Origin of the sequence: Oceanobacillus sp. FSL W8-0428 (genome assembly GCF_038004405.1) — a bacterium.
GTDB lineage: Bacteria > Bacillota > Bacilli > Bacillales > Amphibacillaceae > Oceanobacillus > Oceanobacillus sojae.
Genome location: NZ_JBBORB010000001.1, coordinates 1,930,739 through 1,948,862, shown reverse-complemented (window position 1 = coordinate 1,948,862; position 18,124 = coordinate 1,930,739). Strand labels below are relative to the sequence as shown.

Sequence of the window (18,124 nt, the reverse complement as noted above, 5' to 3'; positions counted from 1 at the left end):
GAAAAGAATCTACAGGAAATAAACACTGTATTATTCATTCTTGGTATCTGAAAATACATCTGCTGATACCTGCCACTGCTGGCTTGGATTTGCCTGCTCTTCCTGCAATTCTGCAAGCGTAAGTTTTCCATCTTCTGTTACCGTCAATACTTGTTCATTATGAATAGAACGGATGACTACAGTTTCATTATCCAGCTGCTCAATTAGCCAACGCTGGTTGTCATAGCCAAGATAATCGTATAACTGAATTTTTTGCTGATTGGTATCCAAGTCAAATGCCTGGTCCTGTTCTGTTCTAATTGAATAGGACCCCTGTTCGTCTCCTGTCGGCATAAGAGACCATTTCATTTGTTCCTCTCCCAATTTCACAGGCTCTCCATTTTGTAAATTAACTGCATATAATGATTGACCTATTTCAGTATTCGTAAAGGCAGTCTGCACTAATTCAGCATCAGATACCTGGTTTATTTCTACATTTTGATACGTCACTTTCCCATCAAAAACATTTAATCCAAAGTGACCTTGAGCAAATGTGCCATCCTTAAGATCGATGATATTCTCGCCATCAACATCAATACGAATATGCGGTCCTTCTGCTTCAATTTTGACAGCATATGTTTTGTCGGGCTCGATAAATGCCGGAACATTGTCAATCACCATATGATCTTCTATCTGACCATTTACCTTATAAAACAAACGGAACGCCTTCATATTAGGGTCTAAATTAAAATAGTACCCGCTGCTGCCATCTTCATTCGCCCGAAACACGACGGCTCCGGCACCGCCATCGGGGCTCAGTGTCATATCAGCTTCATAAATAAAATTCCCACCTGTATCTTCTGCCATATAATTAGCATCACTTGTATGGGCACCGCGAATTCCAGCTTCTGTTTTCAGCCATTTTACTGTTTCAATATCAGATTGCCAGCCTGTCAGATTCGTATTAAATGTTCCATCATGCACCTGTATTTCTACTGTTTTCATGACTTTCTCATCAGGTGTAGAAACAGTAACCACTGCTTCACCATCGCTAACAGCTTCTAATTCAGCTTGTTGGTGATTAGATGACTTAATATTAATCACACCCGAATCAGAGACAGACCATTCCAGTGATTTGGAGTCATTACCATTCTTTAAAGCCGCCTGAAGAGAAATTGTATCGCCAACATTCAGCTCTCTTTTACTTGTATCAATTATAATTTCAGCTGCATCTTCATGATGACGATTCCAAATATCTTCCAGCTGATTTACTTTTAATGAGATAATCTCAACAGGCCCATTTTCTGTATAAAAACTCATTCCTCTGCTTGTTGCCTTTGGAAAAATAACATCAGAGAAAACCACTTGCCCATCATTCGCAAACACCTCTATTGAACCATTGTCTACGAATATATTTAATTTCACACGCTGATTATCAGGTGCCAGATCCGCTTCTTGCCGCGTGCTAAATTGATTGGAGAAATCTGTTTGTCCAGATTCCGAACGATCAATGTATATTTGCTCATCAGCCGGGCGATACCCAATCACACTTTTTTCTTCGGTTCCCTGACGAACTTGAAAACCAAATTCTGAAGCTTCGCTGTCAGCTGGAATTTCAATTTCCGCTTCAATCTGATAGGATTCGCCGTCAATCTGTTCCAAAAGGGTCCCCGCTTCGTCTTCACTTACTTGTTGATTGCTTATTTCAAAAATTGTCTCACTAATCGAAGCCAATTCTTCAACCGGAGATTGGACGAGCCTGACCCCTTGCTCTGTATCTATCAGACTTAATTCCCTTGGTATTGTCAATTGGCCTTTCCAGCCTTCTGTCGGGAAATCAAATGGATAATCCCAATTTGTCATCCATGCAATGGTAATACGACGATTATCCGGCATATCAGTAAAAGACATAGAGGCATAGAATTCCTTGCCAAAATCAGTTTTCAATACATCTCCCGCTTCATTATCATTAATAAATGTTCCTTCTTCTGTTAAATCGCCAATAAAATATTCAGCATCAGAGCCCTCTGTATCAGGGTTGGCGCCTGTACTAATCATTAGCACCCATTTAGTCTCGTCTGTTCCTTCTACCGGCAATTCAAACAGGTCTGGACATTCCCAAACACCGCCACGAACATAACTATCATAACCAAAGCTGTCGGTATGCTCCCAATCAATCAGATTTTCAGAGGTAAAAAAGCGAATGTGATCACCTCCTGAAACTACCATTACCCAACGATTATTTTCTTCATCACGTACTACTTTAGGATCTCTAAAATCCCAGCTTCCCGGATCATCTTCTGCCTTACCCGGGTTTTCAATTACAATAGGATGCTCCTCGGAATATTCCCATGTACGTCCTTTGTCATGACTATAAGCAAGCCCAATTCTTTGGTTTCCATTCTCTTGATCAGGATTAAAAGAGGTATAATAAGCAATTAAACCCTTCCCGCCTGTATCTGAAAAAAGCCCAGATGCATTATCTTCATCTGCAACAGCTGCACCCGACCAGACATGCCCATGATCATTCCAAGGAAGAGCAGTAGGTAAATGCTTCCAATGGATAAGGTCTTCACTTACAGCATGTGACCATGTGCCTCCATCCTGATGAAAGAGATGGTATTCCCCTTCAAAATAAACAAGGCCATTCGGATCACTTGCCGATCCTCTTGCCGGTGTATAGTGGTAGTTTGGACGATAATTTTCTTTGTAATATTCATCAGTCTGTGCCGCATAGACATTTTCAAAATAAGCTGTTCCAGACAAATTAACCAGCCCGATCTGACCTTCCTGATATTGATTATCAATATATTCTATTGCTGGCTCACGATAACCATCCAGATAGGCTGTTACTTGGTTATCCTTCACTATAAGCTCCATATGATGCCTCGTCCCGCTGATGGAGGAATATGACTGCTCTGAGCTTGCCAGCACAGTACCATCCAGTAACTGCAATTGCACCCTTAACTGGTCATCCTGCTTTACTAATATCACTTGGTAACCAGCCGCAGTCTCATGATTTTTCCGGAAAGTAAATCCAGCCGCTCCTTCTTCTTCTGCAAATGAAAGATCCCCTTCCAGAACAAAATCATTTACTTGTCTATCAAAGGTCTGTTGCCCTTCTCCAATAGTTTTTAACCCCTGGATATCTGGTTGCCATTGTCCTTCTGTCATAATAATCTCACCTAAGTTATGAGTAAAATCACTTACATATACATTCTCAAAATATCCTGTTCCGTCCTCCACATGGAGTCCCAAAACTCCAGCTGCATCATTTTCTAATTTCGTTCCCAATATATCGTTATACTGATTATTCCAGTATACTTGAAGCTTCTGATTAACTGCTTTTACTTTGAGATGATATATCTCTCCCGCTTCCAAATCTATTTCCGCTTCCTCTAAGGGCTTATCTGGATTCCGCAGATCTAAAAGCTGAAGCTTGCCTTCCTCTTGATCTATTTGAATCATATAACCCTCGTTCTCTGTCGTGTTTGCCTGGAAAACAAGCCCTGCTTTGGTCTTTTTATCAACTGTTTTAATATCTGCCTCGTAGGTAAAGTCATCAGCAGTTGTATCAGAAAATGCTGCAGCCTGCTCATTCTCCTCGGAAGTTAGCTGGATTCCTTGGACAGTATCCTTCAGTTCCCCTGAACCTCCCACGCTCCAGTTCTGTAGATTCGTATTAGCTTTACTCATCACTTTCCCCTCCTTATCAGCAGCCTCAATATCTGAATCACACAAAAATATAACAACTAGTATAAACAATATAACCCATATAGAACGTTTGCATTTCAGTCTCCACCCAATAGTAATCTCCCCCTTTTATTAACTGCAAAGAACATCAATTTGTAATTCCACCTTTATATCAACCGGTTGACATAAAAACCTAAAATAAATGAACAAATACAAAATCATCATAAGGTAAACGCTTACATATGTCAAGCGGTTGTCATGAAGTGAACATTCCTTGGACAGAGGGACCCAATGTCCAAGGAACAAAGGCTAAGTTCGCGACATCGTGTCGCAACACCTTTGTGACCTACATCCTGTAGGCCCGAACTAATCGGGCCGTTACTGGCTGCCTGCTCTCCCACTTAGAAATAACGTGTTTCCTTCATTTATTGATGAGGGAGTCTTACAAAAGCTTTTCGATGGGGCGAGTAATCGCAGTCCCAGTCCCAGCCAGTTACACTGCGATAAAATTCAATCACCTTTTTATGCCCTGTATATTGCATTTGTTGTATCAAAATAATTTACTCTTTTACAAGAAGTAATACTATCTGTTTTATTAACCGCAGCTTCACTAATCCTTACTTTTATAGTGAATCAATGTATTCTCTTTTTCAAATCCAGCTTTCTCATAAACATGATTCGCATAATGGTTTCCAGCATCTACCGTAAGATATATTTCATTTATTTCGGAATAGGAAAACATTGCAGTTAACGCTTCTTTTAATAAAAGCCTCCCAAAACCTTTATTTTGGTAATTGTTCGATACAGCAAAATATTCCAGCGAAGCTTCTGAAAGCTCTTTGTCTACTTCAAAATAAGCATAACCAATAAGCCCTCCATTATCATCCTTTAGAACCTTCAGTATATTATCCTTGTTGAGTCTGCTCCAAATTGTCTCAGCATCATAATATGTACCTGGAAAAGTGATATCATGCAGTGCTTGAAATGCAGAAAAATCTTCTTCTTTTATTGAACTGCTCTTTATTTCCCCAAGCATATCAAAACAGCTCCGATGGATGATTAAACTTAAATGATGACCTTTTTCTTCAGCATTTATCTGCTTCATAAATAATTGCTGTTTTGTATTTTTTTCGTTAATCAAGAAAGAAAATTGCCGAACCTCAGGATAATTTTCTTTTAAACATCCCCATAGCTTAGCGGATATCTCCATACTTTCTGTTTTATTAAAAGGCCCCCAGACCTCTGCTTCTCCATTTTCAATATCGATTCCGCATGCAGCTATAATCTCACCAGTGTTGGTTTTTGCTATAAAAAAGGAAGCCTCTCCCTTTTCATCAATGAAATCCTCTTTAAGCACTCTCAAAATATCTGCTTGATCTGTTCCACAAAAACCAATATGATTGGATTTTTGATTATTTATATCAGCAAGAAAAGCAGACAGAAATTCGAGGTCATTTGCTCTTTCTATTAAAATACTCATTGAAAATCTCCTTTTATCTGAATCATATTTTGTTGAAGACATATTATACTATTTAACTGTGTAAGACTAATTCTCCTTGACATTTACCAGCAGCCAGTGAGCTATCCAATATACAGTAATGAATATTAATATTGCTGTTTCATTTTTAATATTTCTTCAAATTCTATTCCTGCACTCTCTTTCTTCTTTAAATGTATCATATATATTTCAGAAAAAATCAATTTATTATTCCGAAAACGATATATACACTATATTGCTTGTTTTCAAAAACGCTTTTACAATGAGTAATAGACACTTTACCACCCCCTGTCTTATGGGAGTGTGCCAACCACCCTTGAGTTATCCGAATACTATTGATATATCGATTATACCATACAACAAGCACGTTTCATTATCTATATTCATTGAGAAAAAATGCTTGTATCAATATGAAAATCATCTATAAAAAATGAAGGCGGTGTCTTTATGAAAAAGAGATCATACGTCCAATTGCTATTTGTCTGTTTCAAAAAGAAAATACAATACTAGTTTCTGAAGGTTATGATTATGTAAAAGAAGAATTCTATTACAGACCAATTGGCGGTGGAATTGAATTTGGAGAAAAAAGTTCAGATACCTTGATAAGAGAAGTAAAAGAAGAATTAGATGCAGATATTTCTAATCTTCAGTTTCTCAGTACGATTGAAAATATATTTACCTTTAATGGAGATACAGCCCATGAAATTGTTCAGATCTATGATGGTGAGTTTGTTGACAAGTCCTTATATGATCAGTCCAAGCTGCTAATAAAAGAAGATAATGGACAAACACATAAAGCCACGTGGAAGCCTTTATCTGATTTTCAAAATGGAAAACTGCGCCTTGTGCCTGAATCACTTTACAATTTATTAACAAAATGAACTTTTCTGATTTTCTTTGTTAAAATCGGGTATGAGCATACATTAGAAGGAGTGATACATCATGAGGTTGAAAAAATCTTTTCTTGCAGCCTTTGGGGTCTCATTGATACTTATTCTCGGAGCATGTCAGAGTGATGAAAATGAAGAACCGGATAATCAAGAACCGACTCAAGAAGAAAACGGTAATGAAGATGGAAATGAACCTGAAGATACAGAGGAAGATAATAACGAGGATGGAGCAGATGAAGACAAGGTTGAGGATATTTTTGAGGGTGGAGAATAAAATATATTTAAATGCTTCATCTGGTTTGAAATTACTGCAAAATATTACTTTATAAAAAGACTTGTTTGACCGGCAAGTCTTTTTAGTGCAAATTTCTTTTAAGGTTCTTTAAACCATTAAGAATCATTACCACACTACACAAGTTAAGGATTCTGAAATATTTATTCCCAAATAATTTCCTATTATAATTCACTAATTGAAATCTCCCCATAACAATACTGCTTGGCGGCCCGCTGTGATGAATAAATTTGAAATAGGGGGAAGCATGTGTACTTCACCCTATTTTATAGAAAGCAGCTCGCTAATTGCTTCCCTGCTGTATATACTCAAAAATATTTTTCGCCTTAGAAATCACATAACCGCTGCCCCCGCGATCCTTCACATCTTCTACCATCATCACCAATAATATTTCTGGATCCGTTTCCTCGAAACCGACAAACCAGCCATTTTCATTTCCATTATCATCTTCTTTGCTCTGTTTAATTTCTGCTGTTCCAGATTTCCCGCCGATGACCGTGCCAGGAATATAGGTAGTATGTGCCGTACCCTCTGGGCTCTCAACAACCTGAATCAAATTCTCTTTGACCAGATTTGCTGTTTCCTTACCGATAAGATTTTCCTTCCATACTTCAGGTTCATCCTCTTCCACCAGAGATGGGTACAGCATATTTCCTTCGTTGAGATAAGGTGTATAGGTTAAAGCAAGATGCAGCGGGCTCATCATTACCTGACCTTGTCCATAAGCTGTATCAGCAAGCTGTGCCTCACTGTCAATTTCTCCATTGTTCGTCAAATTAGAGGCTGGAATCACAAATGGAAATGGAATCTCTTCCCCAAATCCAAAACCGGCCGCTTCTTCTAAAAAGGTATCCTTCCCCATCTCCAGAGCTTCCTGCGCAAAATAAATATTATCCGAATGAACAAAGGCATCACGCAGATTGACATTCGCTTTATCATGTACACGGGTGACATAATAATCTCCCCATGAATCATCCTTTGTCCAATGAAGTCCATTAATCTGTCTTACTTTTTCAGGATTAGTTACACCTGTTTCTAATCCTATTGAAGCTGTTATCGTTTTAAACACGGAACCCGGAGCATAACGGCTTGTAAAACGATTTAAGAATGGCTCATCTGGATCTTCACTCCATTTTTCCCATTGTTCTCCTGATAATCCCCGGACAAAAGCATTGGGATTATAGGCAGGCGAGCTGACTAACGATAAAACAGCTCCGGTATTCGGGTCTAAAGCAACTGAAGTTCCTGCATCACCTTCAAACTGTTCATATATTTCCTGCTGCAGTGCAGCATCAATAGTTAATTGTATATCTTCTCCATCGACAGGTTCTTTTTTGGCCAGCGTTTCTTTCAAATCACCGTCTGCATTACTTATATAAATATGGGTTCCATTTTCTCCCCGTAATTTCTCTTCAAATATCTTCTCCAGACCTGCGTTTCCAATTACATCTCCAGCAGTATACTCGTCCAGCTCTTCCAGCTGTTCTGCAGATATTTCCCGCACATAGCCGGTTAAATGGGCAGCCGAGGCTCCCAATGGATAGGTACGGACCTTTTCCACCCGGGAGCTTACCCCCGGGAGCTCCTCATAAGCTTCTATATCATCTTCTTCCATCGGCAGTGTTTTTATCGGCACAAATACTTCTGGAGTAACCCAGGACGCATCCAGCGCTTTGTCTATTTCTTCAACAGAAACACCCAATAACTCAGCCAGCTTTTCTTTAGTCTGATCTGCATCTTCTTCAAGCATACCTGGTATGACACCAATAACATTCGCCTCTTCGTTGATTGCAAGCCCGGTTCCATTCTTGTCCGTCAGTTCTCCTCTTTCTGCTTCTATTGTTTTTACCTTTACTTTGTCCCCTTTACTTAACTGGGGAAATATCTGCGAGGAATTCCATTTGACCAGCCAGGCTCCTTCATCATCCTGCTCTAATGTCACCCGATGACTATATTCAATAGAACCAGCAGTGGTATCCATCTCTACACTATACGGAATAGTAATGAGATCTCCCTCAGACTTCAACTCCTCTTCTGTATCTACCCTCAATGTTATCTGTAAATTTTCAGCTCCTATTCCATCATATATAGCATCATAGCGTTCAATAAACGCTTCTTCTGTTATTTTACTTTTTACTTCTTCGGAAAGCTGCTCATACATAGCATGAAAATCCCTATTCTCCCAGTTGGAAATATAACCGTTTAATACTTCTGACGGCTCCTCTTTTTTGGAACATCCAACTGCTAGCAAAAACACCATTACAATCAGGATAATCGTCCGGTATCCTTTCATTTTTCCACCTTCCTGTTATTCTTCATTCTGCAGCTGTTCAATGACGCGCTCAGCAGCTTTTTCGATTAATTCATCATTATAATCTGCGTCTGCGGTATCTTGGCTGGAAAGAACGGCGATAACAATTGGAGCTTTATTGTCAGGCGGCCATACAACAGCTATATCATTTCTTGTACCGTAGTTTCCTGCCCCGCTCTTATCTCCTACTTCCCATCCTTCTGGAACACCTGCCCGAATCAACGAATCTCCAGTTTCATTCCCTGTTATCCAATCAATCAGCAATTCACGCTTGTCTTCAGGAAGTAAATCACTTAACACATATTTTTGCAGGCTTTCAGCAAGGGCCTGAGGCGTGCTGGTATCCCTTGTATCTCCTGGAGCGGCTTCATTTAATTCTGTCTCCATTCGATCCATTTCTGTAGTTTCATCACCGTTTTCTCTTAATATTTCTTCCAGCCCGTTTGGCCCTCCAAGTTCTTCTAACATCAGATTTCCTGCTGTGTTATCACTGTAACGGACAGCAGCCTCTATAATTTCTTCCAGCTTCATTCCATCATCTGCATGTTTCTCTGTCACAGGAGAATAGGTTACTAAATCTTCTTCAGAATAAGTAATTACTTTCTCTAAATCCTCTATTGAATTTGTTTGTAAAATAGCTCCCGCTGCTAAAGGCTTAAAAGTAGAAGCATAAGCAAATCTTTCATCTGAACGATAGGCAACTGTCTGTTCAGATCCAGTATCAATAGCATATACACCAAGTCTTGCATCAAATTCATCTTCCAGCTCTTTAAAAACTTCCTCGCCTTGAGAAGTCTGTTCTGGAGCTTCAGAACTTTCTTCGCTGCTCTCCACATCATTGGAACAGCCTGCTAATCCAATTGCGGCAATCGACAACAATAAGATGAAGCCTTTTTTATTAAAAATATCTTGAAAATGTTTCATTTAAAGTCCTCCTTAAATTAGTTTGACTACAACTGTAATATAATACTACACACGTAGTCTTGTTTTGTCAATTTCTATTTTTATCCTTTACAATTTCTTAACTGATAGATTGATAAATGTACTTGATAGTGCTAAAATTTAATGTATTACAAATGTAATTTAAAATAAATTTCGGTAAATCGTTCTTATATAATTACCGCAAATGAAGAATGGAGACGAAAAGCATGTATATCACAACGCTTATTACAGGCCTCATCATTTCTTCCATTACAATCGGGTTTATTTTTCTTATTAAAAAGTTATTCCAAAAGCAGTTATCCGCCAAATGGCAATATAATCTATGGTACTTATTACTTTTTGCTTTGATTATTCCATTTATTCCCGGCCGCTTCATTCCCGCCGGTAATTTATTCCGTACATTTACAGGCGGTCATTCTGCAGATGGGAATTCTGCTGCTATTAATGGCGCAGCGTCTGGAAACGGAGGAACAAATTCAAACTGGATGCAGGATTTTTCCGTAACGGTGACGCAGACAAATACAGAACTGTTAAATGGGATTGCTGCTGGAATATGGATTACTGGAGCTCTTGTTTTCACAGGGCTTTCTATACACGCGTGGCTGAATTTAAGGAGTATTAAAAAGTCGATTTCTCATGTGGAAGATAAAGAAATTCTTGACCTATTCCAAACATCTAAACAACAATTAAATATCTCAAAAAATATAGTATTAGGTGTCTCAGATAAAGTACGGTCACCTCTGACATTTGGACTGCGTAAAACCTTTGTTGTATTACCGGCCAATTTTGAAGAATGGTTATCTAAGGATGATATCAAACATATCCTTCTGCATGAATTAAACCATTATAAATATAAGGACATTCCTACCAACTATCTAATGGTTTTCTTCCAAATCATATATTGGTTCAACCCTTTAATTTGGCTTGCTTTTAAAGAAATGCGTCTGGATCGTGAAATTGCATGTGATCACGCCGTACTAACATCTTTAGATGATAAGAACTATAAAAAATATGGAAACACAATTATTCATTTTATCGATAAATCTCCCAGCCCTCAGTATAATAAGCTGGCAAATCAATTAAATGGCTCAAAAAAGCAGATAAAGAAACGAATTATAGAAATTGCATCATTTCAAGCAGACTCTAAATTACAGCATGTCAAAAGCATCGGCATCTTCCTGCTCACCGGCCTGTTTATAGTTACGCAGATTCCACTTGCTTCTGTAATGGCCAACGATAACAATCGCTATACGTCTTTTAATCATGATCAGATATACGAAGAAGATCTCAGTGACTATTTCAAAAATGATGAGGGCAGTTTTGTTCTTTACGATATGCAAAAGGATGCTTACCATATCTATAATGAGGATCAGAGCACATCACGGATTTCTCCTGATTCTACTTATAAAATCTATAGTGCCTTATTTGGATTAGAGGAGAACGTCATAACACCGGCACAAAGCATGATTGAATGGGGTGGTGTCGAACAACCTTATGAACAATGGAATGGAGATCAAAACCTAGAGACGGCTTTAAACCGTTCTGTTAACTGGTATTTCCAGCAAATCGATCAAGAAATAGGTCTGGACAGTGTTCAATCCTACCTAAATCAAATCCATTATGGAAATCAGGATACTTCTGGAGGGCTGGAACAATACTGGCTGGAATCTACTTTAAAAATTTCGCCAGTTGAACAAGTTGAGCTGTTACATTCATTCTATAACAATAGCTTCGATTTTCAGGAAGAGCATATTGAAGCTGTTAAAAACGCATTGCAAATGGATGAAAAGAATAGTTCTGTACTCTACGGAAAAACAGGCACAGGTAATGTGAATGGCAAGGATATAAATGGCTGGTTTATTGGATTTGTAGAAACAGAGACAAATACTTATTTCTTTGCAACCAATATACAGGATGAGGACAAAGCTTCTGGAAGCATAGCAACGGAAATAACCTTAGCTATTTTAAAGGATAAACAAATTTTTGATGAATAGAACCGGGGTGATATATATGTCAGAAAAAGTACCAAGCATCTCTGAAGCAGAATGGGAAGTAATGAATGTCCTGTGGGAAAAAGCACCGCAGACAGCAAATGATGTGATTTCCAATCTGCAGGGGCAAAAAGATTGGAAATCAAAAACAGTACGGACGCTTTTAGACCGATTAGTGCACAAAGATGTTGTTGGTGTAAATAAAGACCAGCGCGTGTACACTTTTTATCCGCTCTATTCTCAGGATGACTGCCAGCGTGCAGAAGCAGAATCCTTCATTAAACGTATATATGGCGGCACAGTGAAATCGATGCTTGTTCAATTTATGGAAGAAGATTCATTGTCCGAGGAGGATATTGAGGAATTAAAATCGATTTTGGATGAAAAACCAAAAAAGAAAAAATAACCTGAACAGAGACTTGATGAAGGGACTGAATGATGCGCAGATAACAATACTTTCCAGACAGATTTCTAAAAAATATTGGAGGGTGAAGTATTGAAAGAAGAACTTTTTACAAAAAGATTAGCCTTACGAAAAATTCGGATATCTGATGCCACTGCGCTATTTAATGTCTGGTCAGACCCGGCTGTTGCGGCATTTATGAATATTTCTGCTTTTATACATGAATCTCAAGCAATAGAAATGATTAACCTGCTCAATGAATTAGCTGAAACAAATCAGGCTATCCGCTACACCTTGTTTGATTTAAAGTCGAAGGATATTATCGGCAGCTGTGGATTTAATGCTATCGACACAGAAAATGCCCGGGTTGAGATTGGCTATGATATTGCAAAAGCACATTGGGGAAATGGATATGCTCCTGAATCCATCCAGGCATTAATTGATGAAGCTTTTGAGAATTTAGCAATTAACCGGATTGAAGCGAAAGTGGAACCGGCAAATATAAATTCGATTAAAGTATTGCAAAAACTAGGATTTACCTTTGAAGGAACATTACGGCAATATGAGAAGGTGAAGGGTAATTTTGTTGATATGCATATCTATTCCCTTTTAAAAAATGATTAATTATATGGAAGCCGTTCCAGATCTGTTTCAGAATTTGGAGCGGTTTTTCTTTAGAGTTTTTCATTTCAAAAAGCAGATAAAGAAAGTACGTACTTTCTTTATCTGCTTCCTATTAAATTTCTTTAATTAAGTTATTTGGTAACTCTATCAAAAAATGCACTTACCTTCTCTATATCCGTTACATGCTGATTACATAATTGACTGTCAGCACAGACATAATTGTAGTGTTTGGTAAAAGTTCCGGGAACCTCTCCTTTTACAGAAGTGGTGAGACGGACAACTTCCGTATGCTGGTTGCAAAGCGCACAAATACCTTGTGTTGCAGGAAGTTTAAAAGTACCCTTTAGTGCTTTAAAACCTTTATCTTGTTCCATTACCAAATATCTGCGGAGTTTCCCAGGATCGTCCCAGGCTAAATAAGAAATTTGCTGAAAGTCGATCTCCTCCAGATTAGGAAGCTTCAGCTTTTTTTCCTTTTTAAATAAGCTTTTTAACTTACTTGTTTCCACTGCTTTAAATGGAATAATATAGGTTTTCAGCTGTTCTAAAAAGACCTCTCCCTCTGCCCGGTCATTTATATCTATCAACGATTGAACTATTTTTTCTTCCTCATCAGACCATGTAAAGGAATCTATCAACTCGCTTTTCACAATTCCGCGTACAGCCAGAATAACATTTTTATCTTTTGTTGTGGCCAACGCCCGTATAATTTTATCTGTCTGCTGCTCCATAAAACGATAGTTTGCTACCGTTAAAAACGGCTTAATTAATTGTTTTTCCATTTGAATTCACTCCATTATATTAGGCTTTTTATTAAAATGTACGGCCTAAAGAGATCATTCATTATTAATGCTGCTTTACTTCAGACCTCTCAGACCAAAAGGGCGCCCAGTCTAGAGTAAGCATTACCAAAGAATGCTGCCATTTCGATTCCTCCTTAAAAAGAAAGCTATTGCCAGTATAGCACTTTTTCAAAATAAAGTTTTACGATTTGAATAATTCTTAAAAAATAATCTGGAACTTCAGGATTCATTTCAGGAAAAGAAGGGAAATATATACAGTAGAAGGGGTGATGCACCATGAGACTGAAAAAATCATATTTCACAGTACCAGGTATGGCACTCTTACTTATTCTGGGGGCATGCCAGGGCGCTTCGCAAGCAGAATCAGATATGTCACAGCAGGAATCGGATGAAAAAATAGTTTCTGAGACAGATAGCACAAAAGATAATGAAGTAGAATCAACAGAAAAGAATCAGGAAGACGAAGCAACAGAACTGGAGAACAGCAATAACGAAGAACAACAGACAGAATCCGATGATTCCAATAGCACAGATACAGCTGCTGAGGAAGAAAACACAGACAGTAAAGAAGCTCCCAGCAGTGATATAGAAGAAACGGATTATTCCAGTAAACAGGAAGCAATTAACGCAATTGAAAACTATGAAGAAGTTGAGCAGACAAATATAGATCTTGGTCATGGCGTCAAAGCTCTCTCAGAAGGAGCTACCGGCCACAACTATATTTCGTGGAATGAAGGGAAATGGCTGATTCGGGTAAATGCTCCAACTGACCCTGAATATGCAGCCGGGAATTATGGGGATGGCGAGGAGCTCGCCCGGGCTGTCGTAGATTATTTGGAAACAAATTATCTACCTGCGCCTGATGAGCGTGGAGTAATTGAAATTGACGATTTTGACGAACATCCCGGAACAGTTATCCGTTGGCAGCAAGGCAGTACTGTCTATGAAATTGATGAGAGCACTGACAATCCAATAGATGCATTGCAAATTGCTGTTGAAAGCGAATCTTAGACTTAAAAGACTTGCCTTTGTTATATAGAGGCAAGTCTTTTCATGTAGTCCAATAAAATTATTTTCGGCTCACATTATTTATTTTCACCTGATACTTTTTCAGAAATTGATTCAGTTCCCTCTTATTATAAATATGAACTACTTTTTCTTCATACGCTTCTATTTTCCTCAATGCCTTTGCTAAATTATTTGTATCATATTTCGTATTCCATTTTAATAACTGCATAAGATCCTTCAGGCTTTCCTTTTTGGTTGGCAAAATACGAAGCTTTCTTTTTAAAAACCGGAGAATTATCCGCATTTGTCTTAAATGCATATTTGTATGTAAAACAATAATTTGATCCGCTTTTTCAAAGCTGGTATCCAGCCAGCCATAATAGACACCCTCCATAATCCAGGCATCTTTTGAAAGGACAGCCTCCAGCTCCTTGTCTCTTATTACAAGATCTTTTTTTGTTCCATAGCTTTTATTCCAGAATAAGTTATCCAGATCAGCAGCCGGAATAGCAAGTTTATCTGATAGTACTCTTGCCAGATAGGTTTTCCCGCTTCCCGCACCGCCGATAATATGTATTTTCTTTATTTTTTTCTGCAATGCGTTACCTGCTTTCTGTTTCAAAGATGAATTGCCTCCCTGCCGCTGAAGAGCAGGGAGGCAAAGAATAATCTAATACTGATTAAATGCTTTCACGAAACGGAGAATATCATCTTCCTGAATCGTATTTATTGCTGCTTTATTACGTTGTCTTTTTCCACATTTGTTACATTCGTGAATAATTTGATAGCCCTTCTTTCCAGAATAGTCTATCTGAATTGGCCGCATGACTCCTCTACAAGTGCTAAGTCTGTCTCCCGGCTCATTATCCAAATGCTTTGAATATAGGCAGAAAGGGCAATGATTGCGAAAGCTCCCATTTGTTACCGCTGCTACGTTCGCTCCGCAATGCTCACATTGAAAAGCTGTATTTTCTGTTATTTTGCTCAACGTCCTCATCCTCCAAGATAATTTTTTTATCTTTGGAGAATGGGTTCTGTTTTTTTTCCTGCTATTCGCAGTTTCAGGCTTTTAAGGAGAAGGGACAAATTCACCGTCTTGTTCTGCAAAACGATTACTTCTAGTTCCAGCTTCACAAGAGCCTGTTCCATCTCCTGATCCGGACCACGATTGATTTTGTGCATTTATATCAACCACTGTAAGACAGCCAACGCCATCTTCCATTAGTAAGTGTTCTTCCCTAATCACTGACATTGGCATCATCCCCAATTAAGGACGTTGAAGCTTCCATAATGTAATATGCAAATAACTCCGCCTCTCTCTTTCCAATTTTAGATTATTCTCTCACTTTATTATAGAATGGAAATATATCATTCACAACCTTTACACGAATGGTGTACTTCCAGATTTGAATATTTATAGAATAGAGGGATAGGTGTGTTCAAAGAATATGGAGAATTAAGTACAAAATTATATGAAATTACGAAGCCTGTCGGATACTCTATGGGCGGTGATATAGAGTATTATTATGAGAAGTTGAAAAACCGTCAGGGTCCTGTACTGGAGGCTGGTGTCGGCACTGGAAGAATGCTGATTCCATTTTTAAAAGAAGGAATTACTATTGATGGCGTGGATATCTCAGCTGAGATGTTGGAGCAATGCAAAGTCAATATGCGGGAGCATCAGGTAAATACAAATTTATTTAACCAGGATTTGCTGCAGCTTGATTTAAAGCAGACATATCAAACTATTATTATGCCAACAGGAAGCTTTTGTCTGCTTCCAGGAAATCATATCAATGCTTTTCTTCAAAGACTGTATAATCATCTGAAAGAAGGCGGGCAATTTATTTTTGATACTTTGTTGCCAATAGACTTTCATGCTGGAGACATGGATATAAGCACTCACTCTTTGACAGAGGACTCGGGGATATTATTCACAAGCACGAGTGAAGCGATAGATTGGCTGGAGCAAAAAGTTTCCTATATCCATAAATATGAGCTCCTGCGTAAAGGTGCGATAGAGAAAACAGAAATCTCTCATTTTATCCTATACTGGTATGGACTGAAGGAATTAGAGTTATTATTAAAAAATATTGGATTCGGCACCGTTAGTTATGAAATTGGCTATGGACAGGAAAATGATCCTTCCTTAATAACATTTATTGCGAGTAAAGAGCGTCATTAGAGGGGTGATATCATTTTGAAAATCCAAATGGAACGGCTGATTCTGCGGCCATTTACAGCAGTAGACAGAGATATTCAGGCGCTATACGAAATCCTGGGCGATAGGGTTGTTAATCAATATTTGCCTCTATTTACTCTGCAAAATAAGCAGGAGGCAGAAACTTATTATGCAGAAAGAATTCTCCCTCAGTATCAGAAAAAAACAGGGTATTACCTTGCAATTTGTCTAAAAGAAATTAATCTGCCGATTGGTTATGTAACTGTCAGCCTGGAAGAAGGACATGATTTTGGATATGCGTTAAAAAAAGAATTCTGGGGAAATGGCTTTGTGACAGAAGCAGGCCATGCTGTCATTGCAGAGCTAAAAAATACTGGACTCAAGTATATTACTGCAACACATGATATTTATAACATCGCCAGCGGGAGAATTATGCAGAAGCTCGGAATGACCTATCAATATTCCTATGAGGAACAATGGCAGCCAAAGGATATTCTCGTCATTTTCCGAATGTATCAGCTTAATTTAGATGATAAAAAAGACCGTGTCTTTAAAAAATATTGGAATATGTACGCTGAACATTTTGTAGAAGATATTTCAGATGCCAAAAGATAATCCCTCTTTCATATTGGGATTATCTTCTCAACATTATATATCTGAGCATGTACTATTTCCTGTTTACTAAACGTTGTAAGCGGGGCACCTGTTCAGCTAAGACATGTGATTCAGTTCTCCATTCAAAAGCAGGCCCTACTCCTCCATATTCAAAAGATACAGCCCAAGGTGCAGACCATATACCATTATGTATATTTTCCAGTGCCCACTCCGCCAGTTCCCAGTCAGCTCTGGTCATAGGCATGCTGTCACGGTAGCGGTTACCATCATGCTGGATTCCGGTAATATGCAGCTCCTTTAAATTCTGTAATGGCAGCTGACTTACATAATCGAACACATCTTTATTTAAATACCTGCAAGTCATTTGTGCATGTGCTGTATCCAGCAGCAGCCCACATTTCGTTTCCTCTATTATTTGTGTAATAATATTTGGATCGATTATCGGTTTCAGCATATTCCCTTCATAGCTGCGATATATAACATTCTCAACGATTACCCTATCGGCTCCAAATCGTTCTGAAACGATATTTATATCATCTGTAACATTCTTAATAATAAATTCTATTTCTTTGGGATCATTCGTGTTTATGTCAAAAGCAGGATAGTCCTTTGATAATGCTGTTAAATGTAATTTAATATAAGGTGTTTCTGTTTCCCACAAAAAATTTTCTATTTTTATCCAATCGACTTTATCCATATTTCCAGTACCGGCATCTAAATTAAAATGGACGTACGCTGGCCTGAAGCTTTGAGCTGTTTCTATTAATTTATCATTTAAATCAGGGCATTTGAAAACATCAACATCTATTTTACCTTCATTTACCAAGTGATAAGCTTCCGATGAATAATTAACCGCCAATTTCATATATCTACTCCCCTCTACCCCACTCATT

General features: G+C 38.3%; 17 protein-coding genes. 8 read left to right on the top strand and 9 right to left on the bottom strand.

Features of this window, described 5'->3' with window-relative positions; all coding sequences use genetic code 11:
* Positions 1-30 precede the first annotated feature (30 nt).
* Together MKY30_RS09080 and MKY30_RS09075 are read right to left on the bottom strand one after the other, a co-directional pair.
* Positions 31-3,675 carry a GH32 C-terminal domain-containing protein gene (locus MKY30_RS09080; protein ID WP_341083592.1) on the bottom strand — a complete coding sequence of 1,215 codons (3,645 nt, stop codon included), beginning with the start codon at positions 3,673-3,675 and terminating at the stop codon, positions 31-33.
* A 607-nt stretch (positions 3,676-4,282) separates the two neighbouring features.
* Positions 4,283-5,152 carry a GNAT family N-acetyltransferase gene (locus MKY30_RS09075; RefSeq protein ID WP_341083591.1) on the bottom strand — a complete coding sequence of 290 codons (870 nt, stop codon included), beginning with the start codon at positions 5,150-5,152 and terminating at the stop codon, positions 4,283-4,285.
* Between the two features lie 476 nt (positions 5,153-5,628).
* Here MKY30_RS09075 and MKY30_RS09070 point away from each other — a divergent pair, with 476 nt between their 5' ends.
* On the top strand, positions 5,629-6,051 hold the full coding sequence (locus MKY30_RS09070) for an NUDIX hydrolase (RefSeq protein WP_341085611.1): 423 nt from the start codon (positions 5,629-5,631) through the stop codon (positions 6,049-6,051).
* A gap of 61 nt (positions 6,052-6,112) precedes the next feature.
* On the top strand, positions 6,113-6,334 hold the full coding sequence (locus MKY30_RS09065) for a hypothetical protein (protein WP_147209096.1): 222 nt from the start codon (positions 6,113-6,115) through the stop codon (positions 6,332-6,334).
* A gap of 301 nt (positions 6,335-6,635) precedes the next feature.
* Here the strand turns inward: MKY30_RS09065 and MKY30_RS09060 are convergent, their stop codons facing one another.
* Positions 6,636-8,645 carry a penicillin-binding transpeptidase domain-containing protein gene (locus MKY30_RS09060; RefSeq protein ID WP_341083590.1) on the bottom strand — a complete coding sequence of 670 codons (2,010 nt, stop codon included), beginning with the start codon at positions 8,643-8,645 and terminating at the stop codon, positions 6,636-6,638.
* Positions 8,646-8,660: 15 nt separating this feature from the next.
* On the bottom strand, positions 8,661-9,587 hold the full coding sequence (bla, locus tag MKY30_RS09055; RefSeq protein ID WP_147209093.1) for a class A beta-lactamase: 927 nt from the start codon (positions 9,585-9,587) through the stop codon (positions 8,661-8,663).
* 224 nt (positions 9,588-9,811) lie between these two features.
* Here bla and MKY30_RS09050 point away from each other — a divergent pair, with 224 nt between their 5' ends.
* The 3 genes from MKY30_RS09050 (at position 9,812) to MKY30_RS09040 (ending at position 12,623) form a co-directional block, all read left to right on the top strand.
* Complete coding sequence (locus MKY30_RS09050; protein ID WP_339284376.1) at positions 9,812-11,599, top strand: BlaR1 family beta-lactam sensor/signal transducer; 1,788 nt, start codon at positions 9,812-9,814, stop codon at positions 11,597-11,599.
* 16 nt (positions 11,600-11,615) lie between these two features.
* Positions 11,616-12,002 (top strand): penicillinase repressor BlaI, encoded by a 387-nt coding sequence (gene blaI / locus MKY30_RS09045; RefSeq protein ID WP_147209090.1) that lies wholly within the window; start codon positions 11,616-11,618, stop codon positions 12,000-12,002.
* A 90-nt stretch (positions 12,003-12,092) separates the two neighbouring features.
* Positions 12,093-12,623: a GNAT family N-acetyltransferase gene (locus tag MKY30_RS09040; RefSeq protein ID WP_147209088.1), complete on the top strand. Its 531-nt coding sequence runs from the start codon at positions 12,093-12,095 to the stop codon at positions 12,621-12,623.
* 131 nt (positions 12,624-12,754) lie between these two features.
* On the opposite strand, the gene MKY30_RS09035 is transcribed toward MKY30_RS09040, so the two are convergent.
* Positions 12,755-13,405 (bottom strand): FusB/FusC family EF-G-binding protein, encoded by a 651-nt coding sequence (locus MKY30_RS09035; RefSeq protein ID WP_147209086.1) that lies wholly within the window; start codon positions 13,403-13,405, stop codon positions 12,755-12,757.
* A 297-nt stretch (positions 13,406-13,702) separates the two neighbouring features.
* Here MKY30_RS09035 and MKY30_RS09030 point away from each other — a divergent pair, with 297 nt between their 5' ends.
* Positions 13,703-14,437, top strand: coding sequence for a hypothetical protein (locus tag MKY30_RS09030; protein WP_147209084.1), 735 nt, complete (start codon positions 13,703-13,705; stop codon positions 14,435-14,437).
* A gap of 58 nt (positions 14,438-14,495) precedes the next feature.
* On the opposite strand, the gene MKY30_RS09025 is transcribed toward MKY30_RS09030, so the two are convergent.
* The 3 genes from MKY30_RS09025 to MKY30_RS09015 form a co-directional block, all read right to left on the bottom strand.
* Positions 14,496-15,056, bottom strand: coding sequence for a hypothetical protein (locus MKY30_RS09025; RefSeq protein WP_339284374.1), 561 nt, complete (start codon positions 15,054-15,056; stop codon positions 14,496-14,498).
* A gap of 48 nt (positions 15,057-15,104) precedes the next feature.
* The gene (locus MKY30_RS09020) at positions 15,105-15,422 is read right to left on the bottom strand and encodes an RNHCP domain-containing protein (RefSeq protein WP_246145048.1); all 318 of its coding nucleotides are present in this window, start codon (positions 15,420-15,422) and stop codon (positions 15,105-15,107) included.
* Between the two features lie 81 nt (positions 15,423-15,503).
* Positions 15,504-15,686: a hypothetical protein gene (locus tag MKY30_RS09015; RefSeq protein ID WP_339284371.1), complete on the bottom strand. Its 183-nt coding sequence runs from the start codon at positions 15,684-15,686 to the stop codon at positions 15,504-15,506.
* Positions 15,687-15,869: 183 nt separating this feature from the next.
* Between MKY30_RS09015 and MKY30_RS09010 the strand changes: the two genes are divergently transcribed.
* Positions 15,870-16,619 (top strand): class I SAM-dependent DNA methyltransferase, encoded by a 750-nt coding sequence (locus MKY30_RS09010; RefSeq protein ID WP_147209080.1) that lies wholly within the window; start codon positions 15,870-15,872, stop codon positions 16,617-16,619.
* Positions 16,620-16,634: 15 nt separating this feature from the next.
* Positions 16,635-17,231: a GNAT family N-acetyltransferase gene (locus MKY30_RS09005; protein WP_341083589.1), complete on the top strand. Its 597-nt coding sequence runs from the start codon at positions 16,635-16,637 to the stop codon at positions 17,229-17,231.
* A gap of 52 nt (positions 17,232-17,283) precedes the next feature.
* On the opposite strand, the gene MKY30_RS09000 is transcribed toward MKY30_RS09005, so the two are convergent.
* Positions 17,284-18,096: a multinuclear nonheme iron-dependent oxidase gene (locus tag MKY30_RS09000; protein WP_341083587.1), complete on the bottom strand. Its 813-nt coding sequence runs from the start codon at positions 18,094-18,096 to the stop codon at positions 17,284-17,286.
* Between the last annotated feature and the right edge of the window lie 28 nt (positions 18,097-18,124).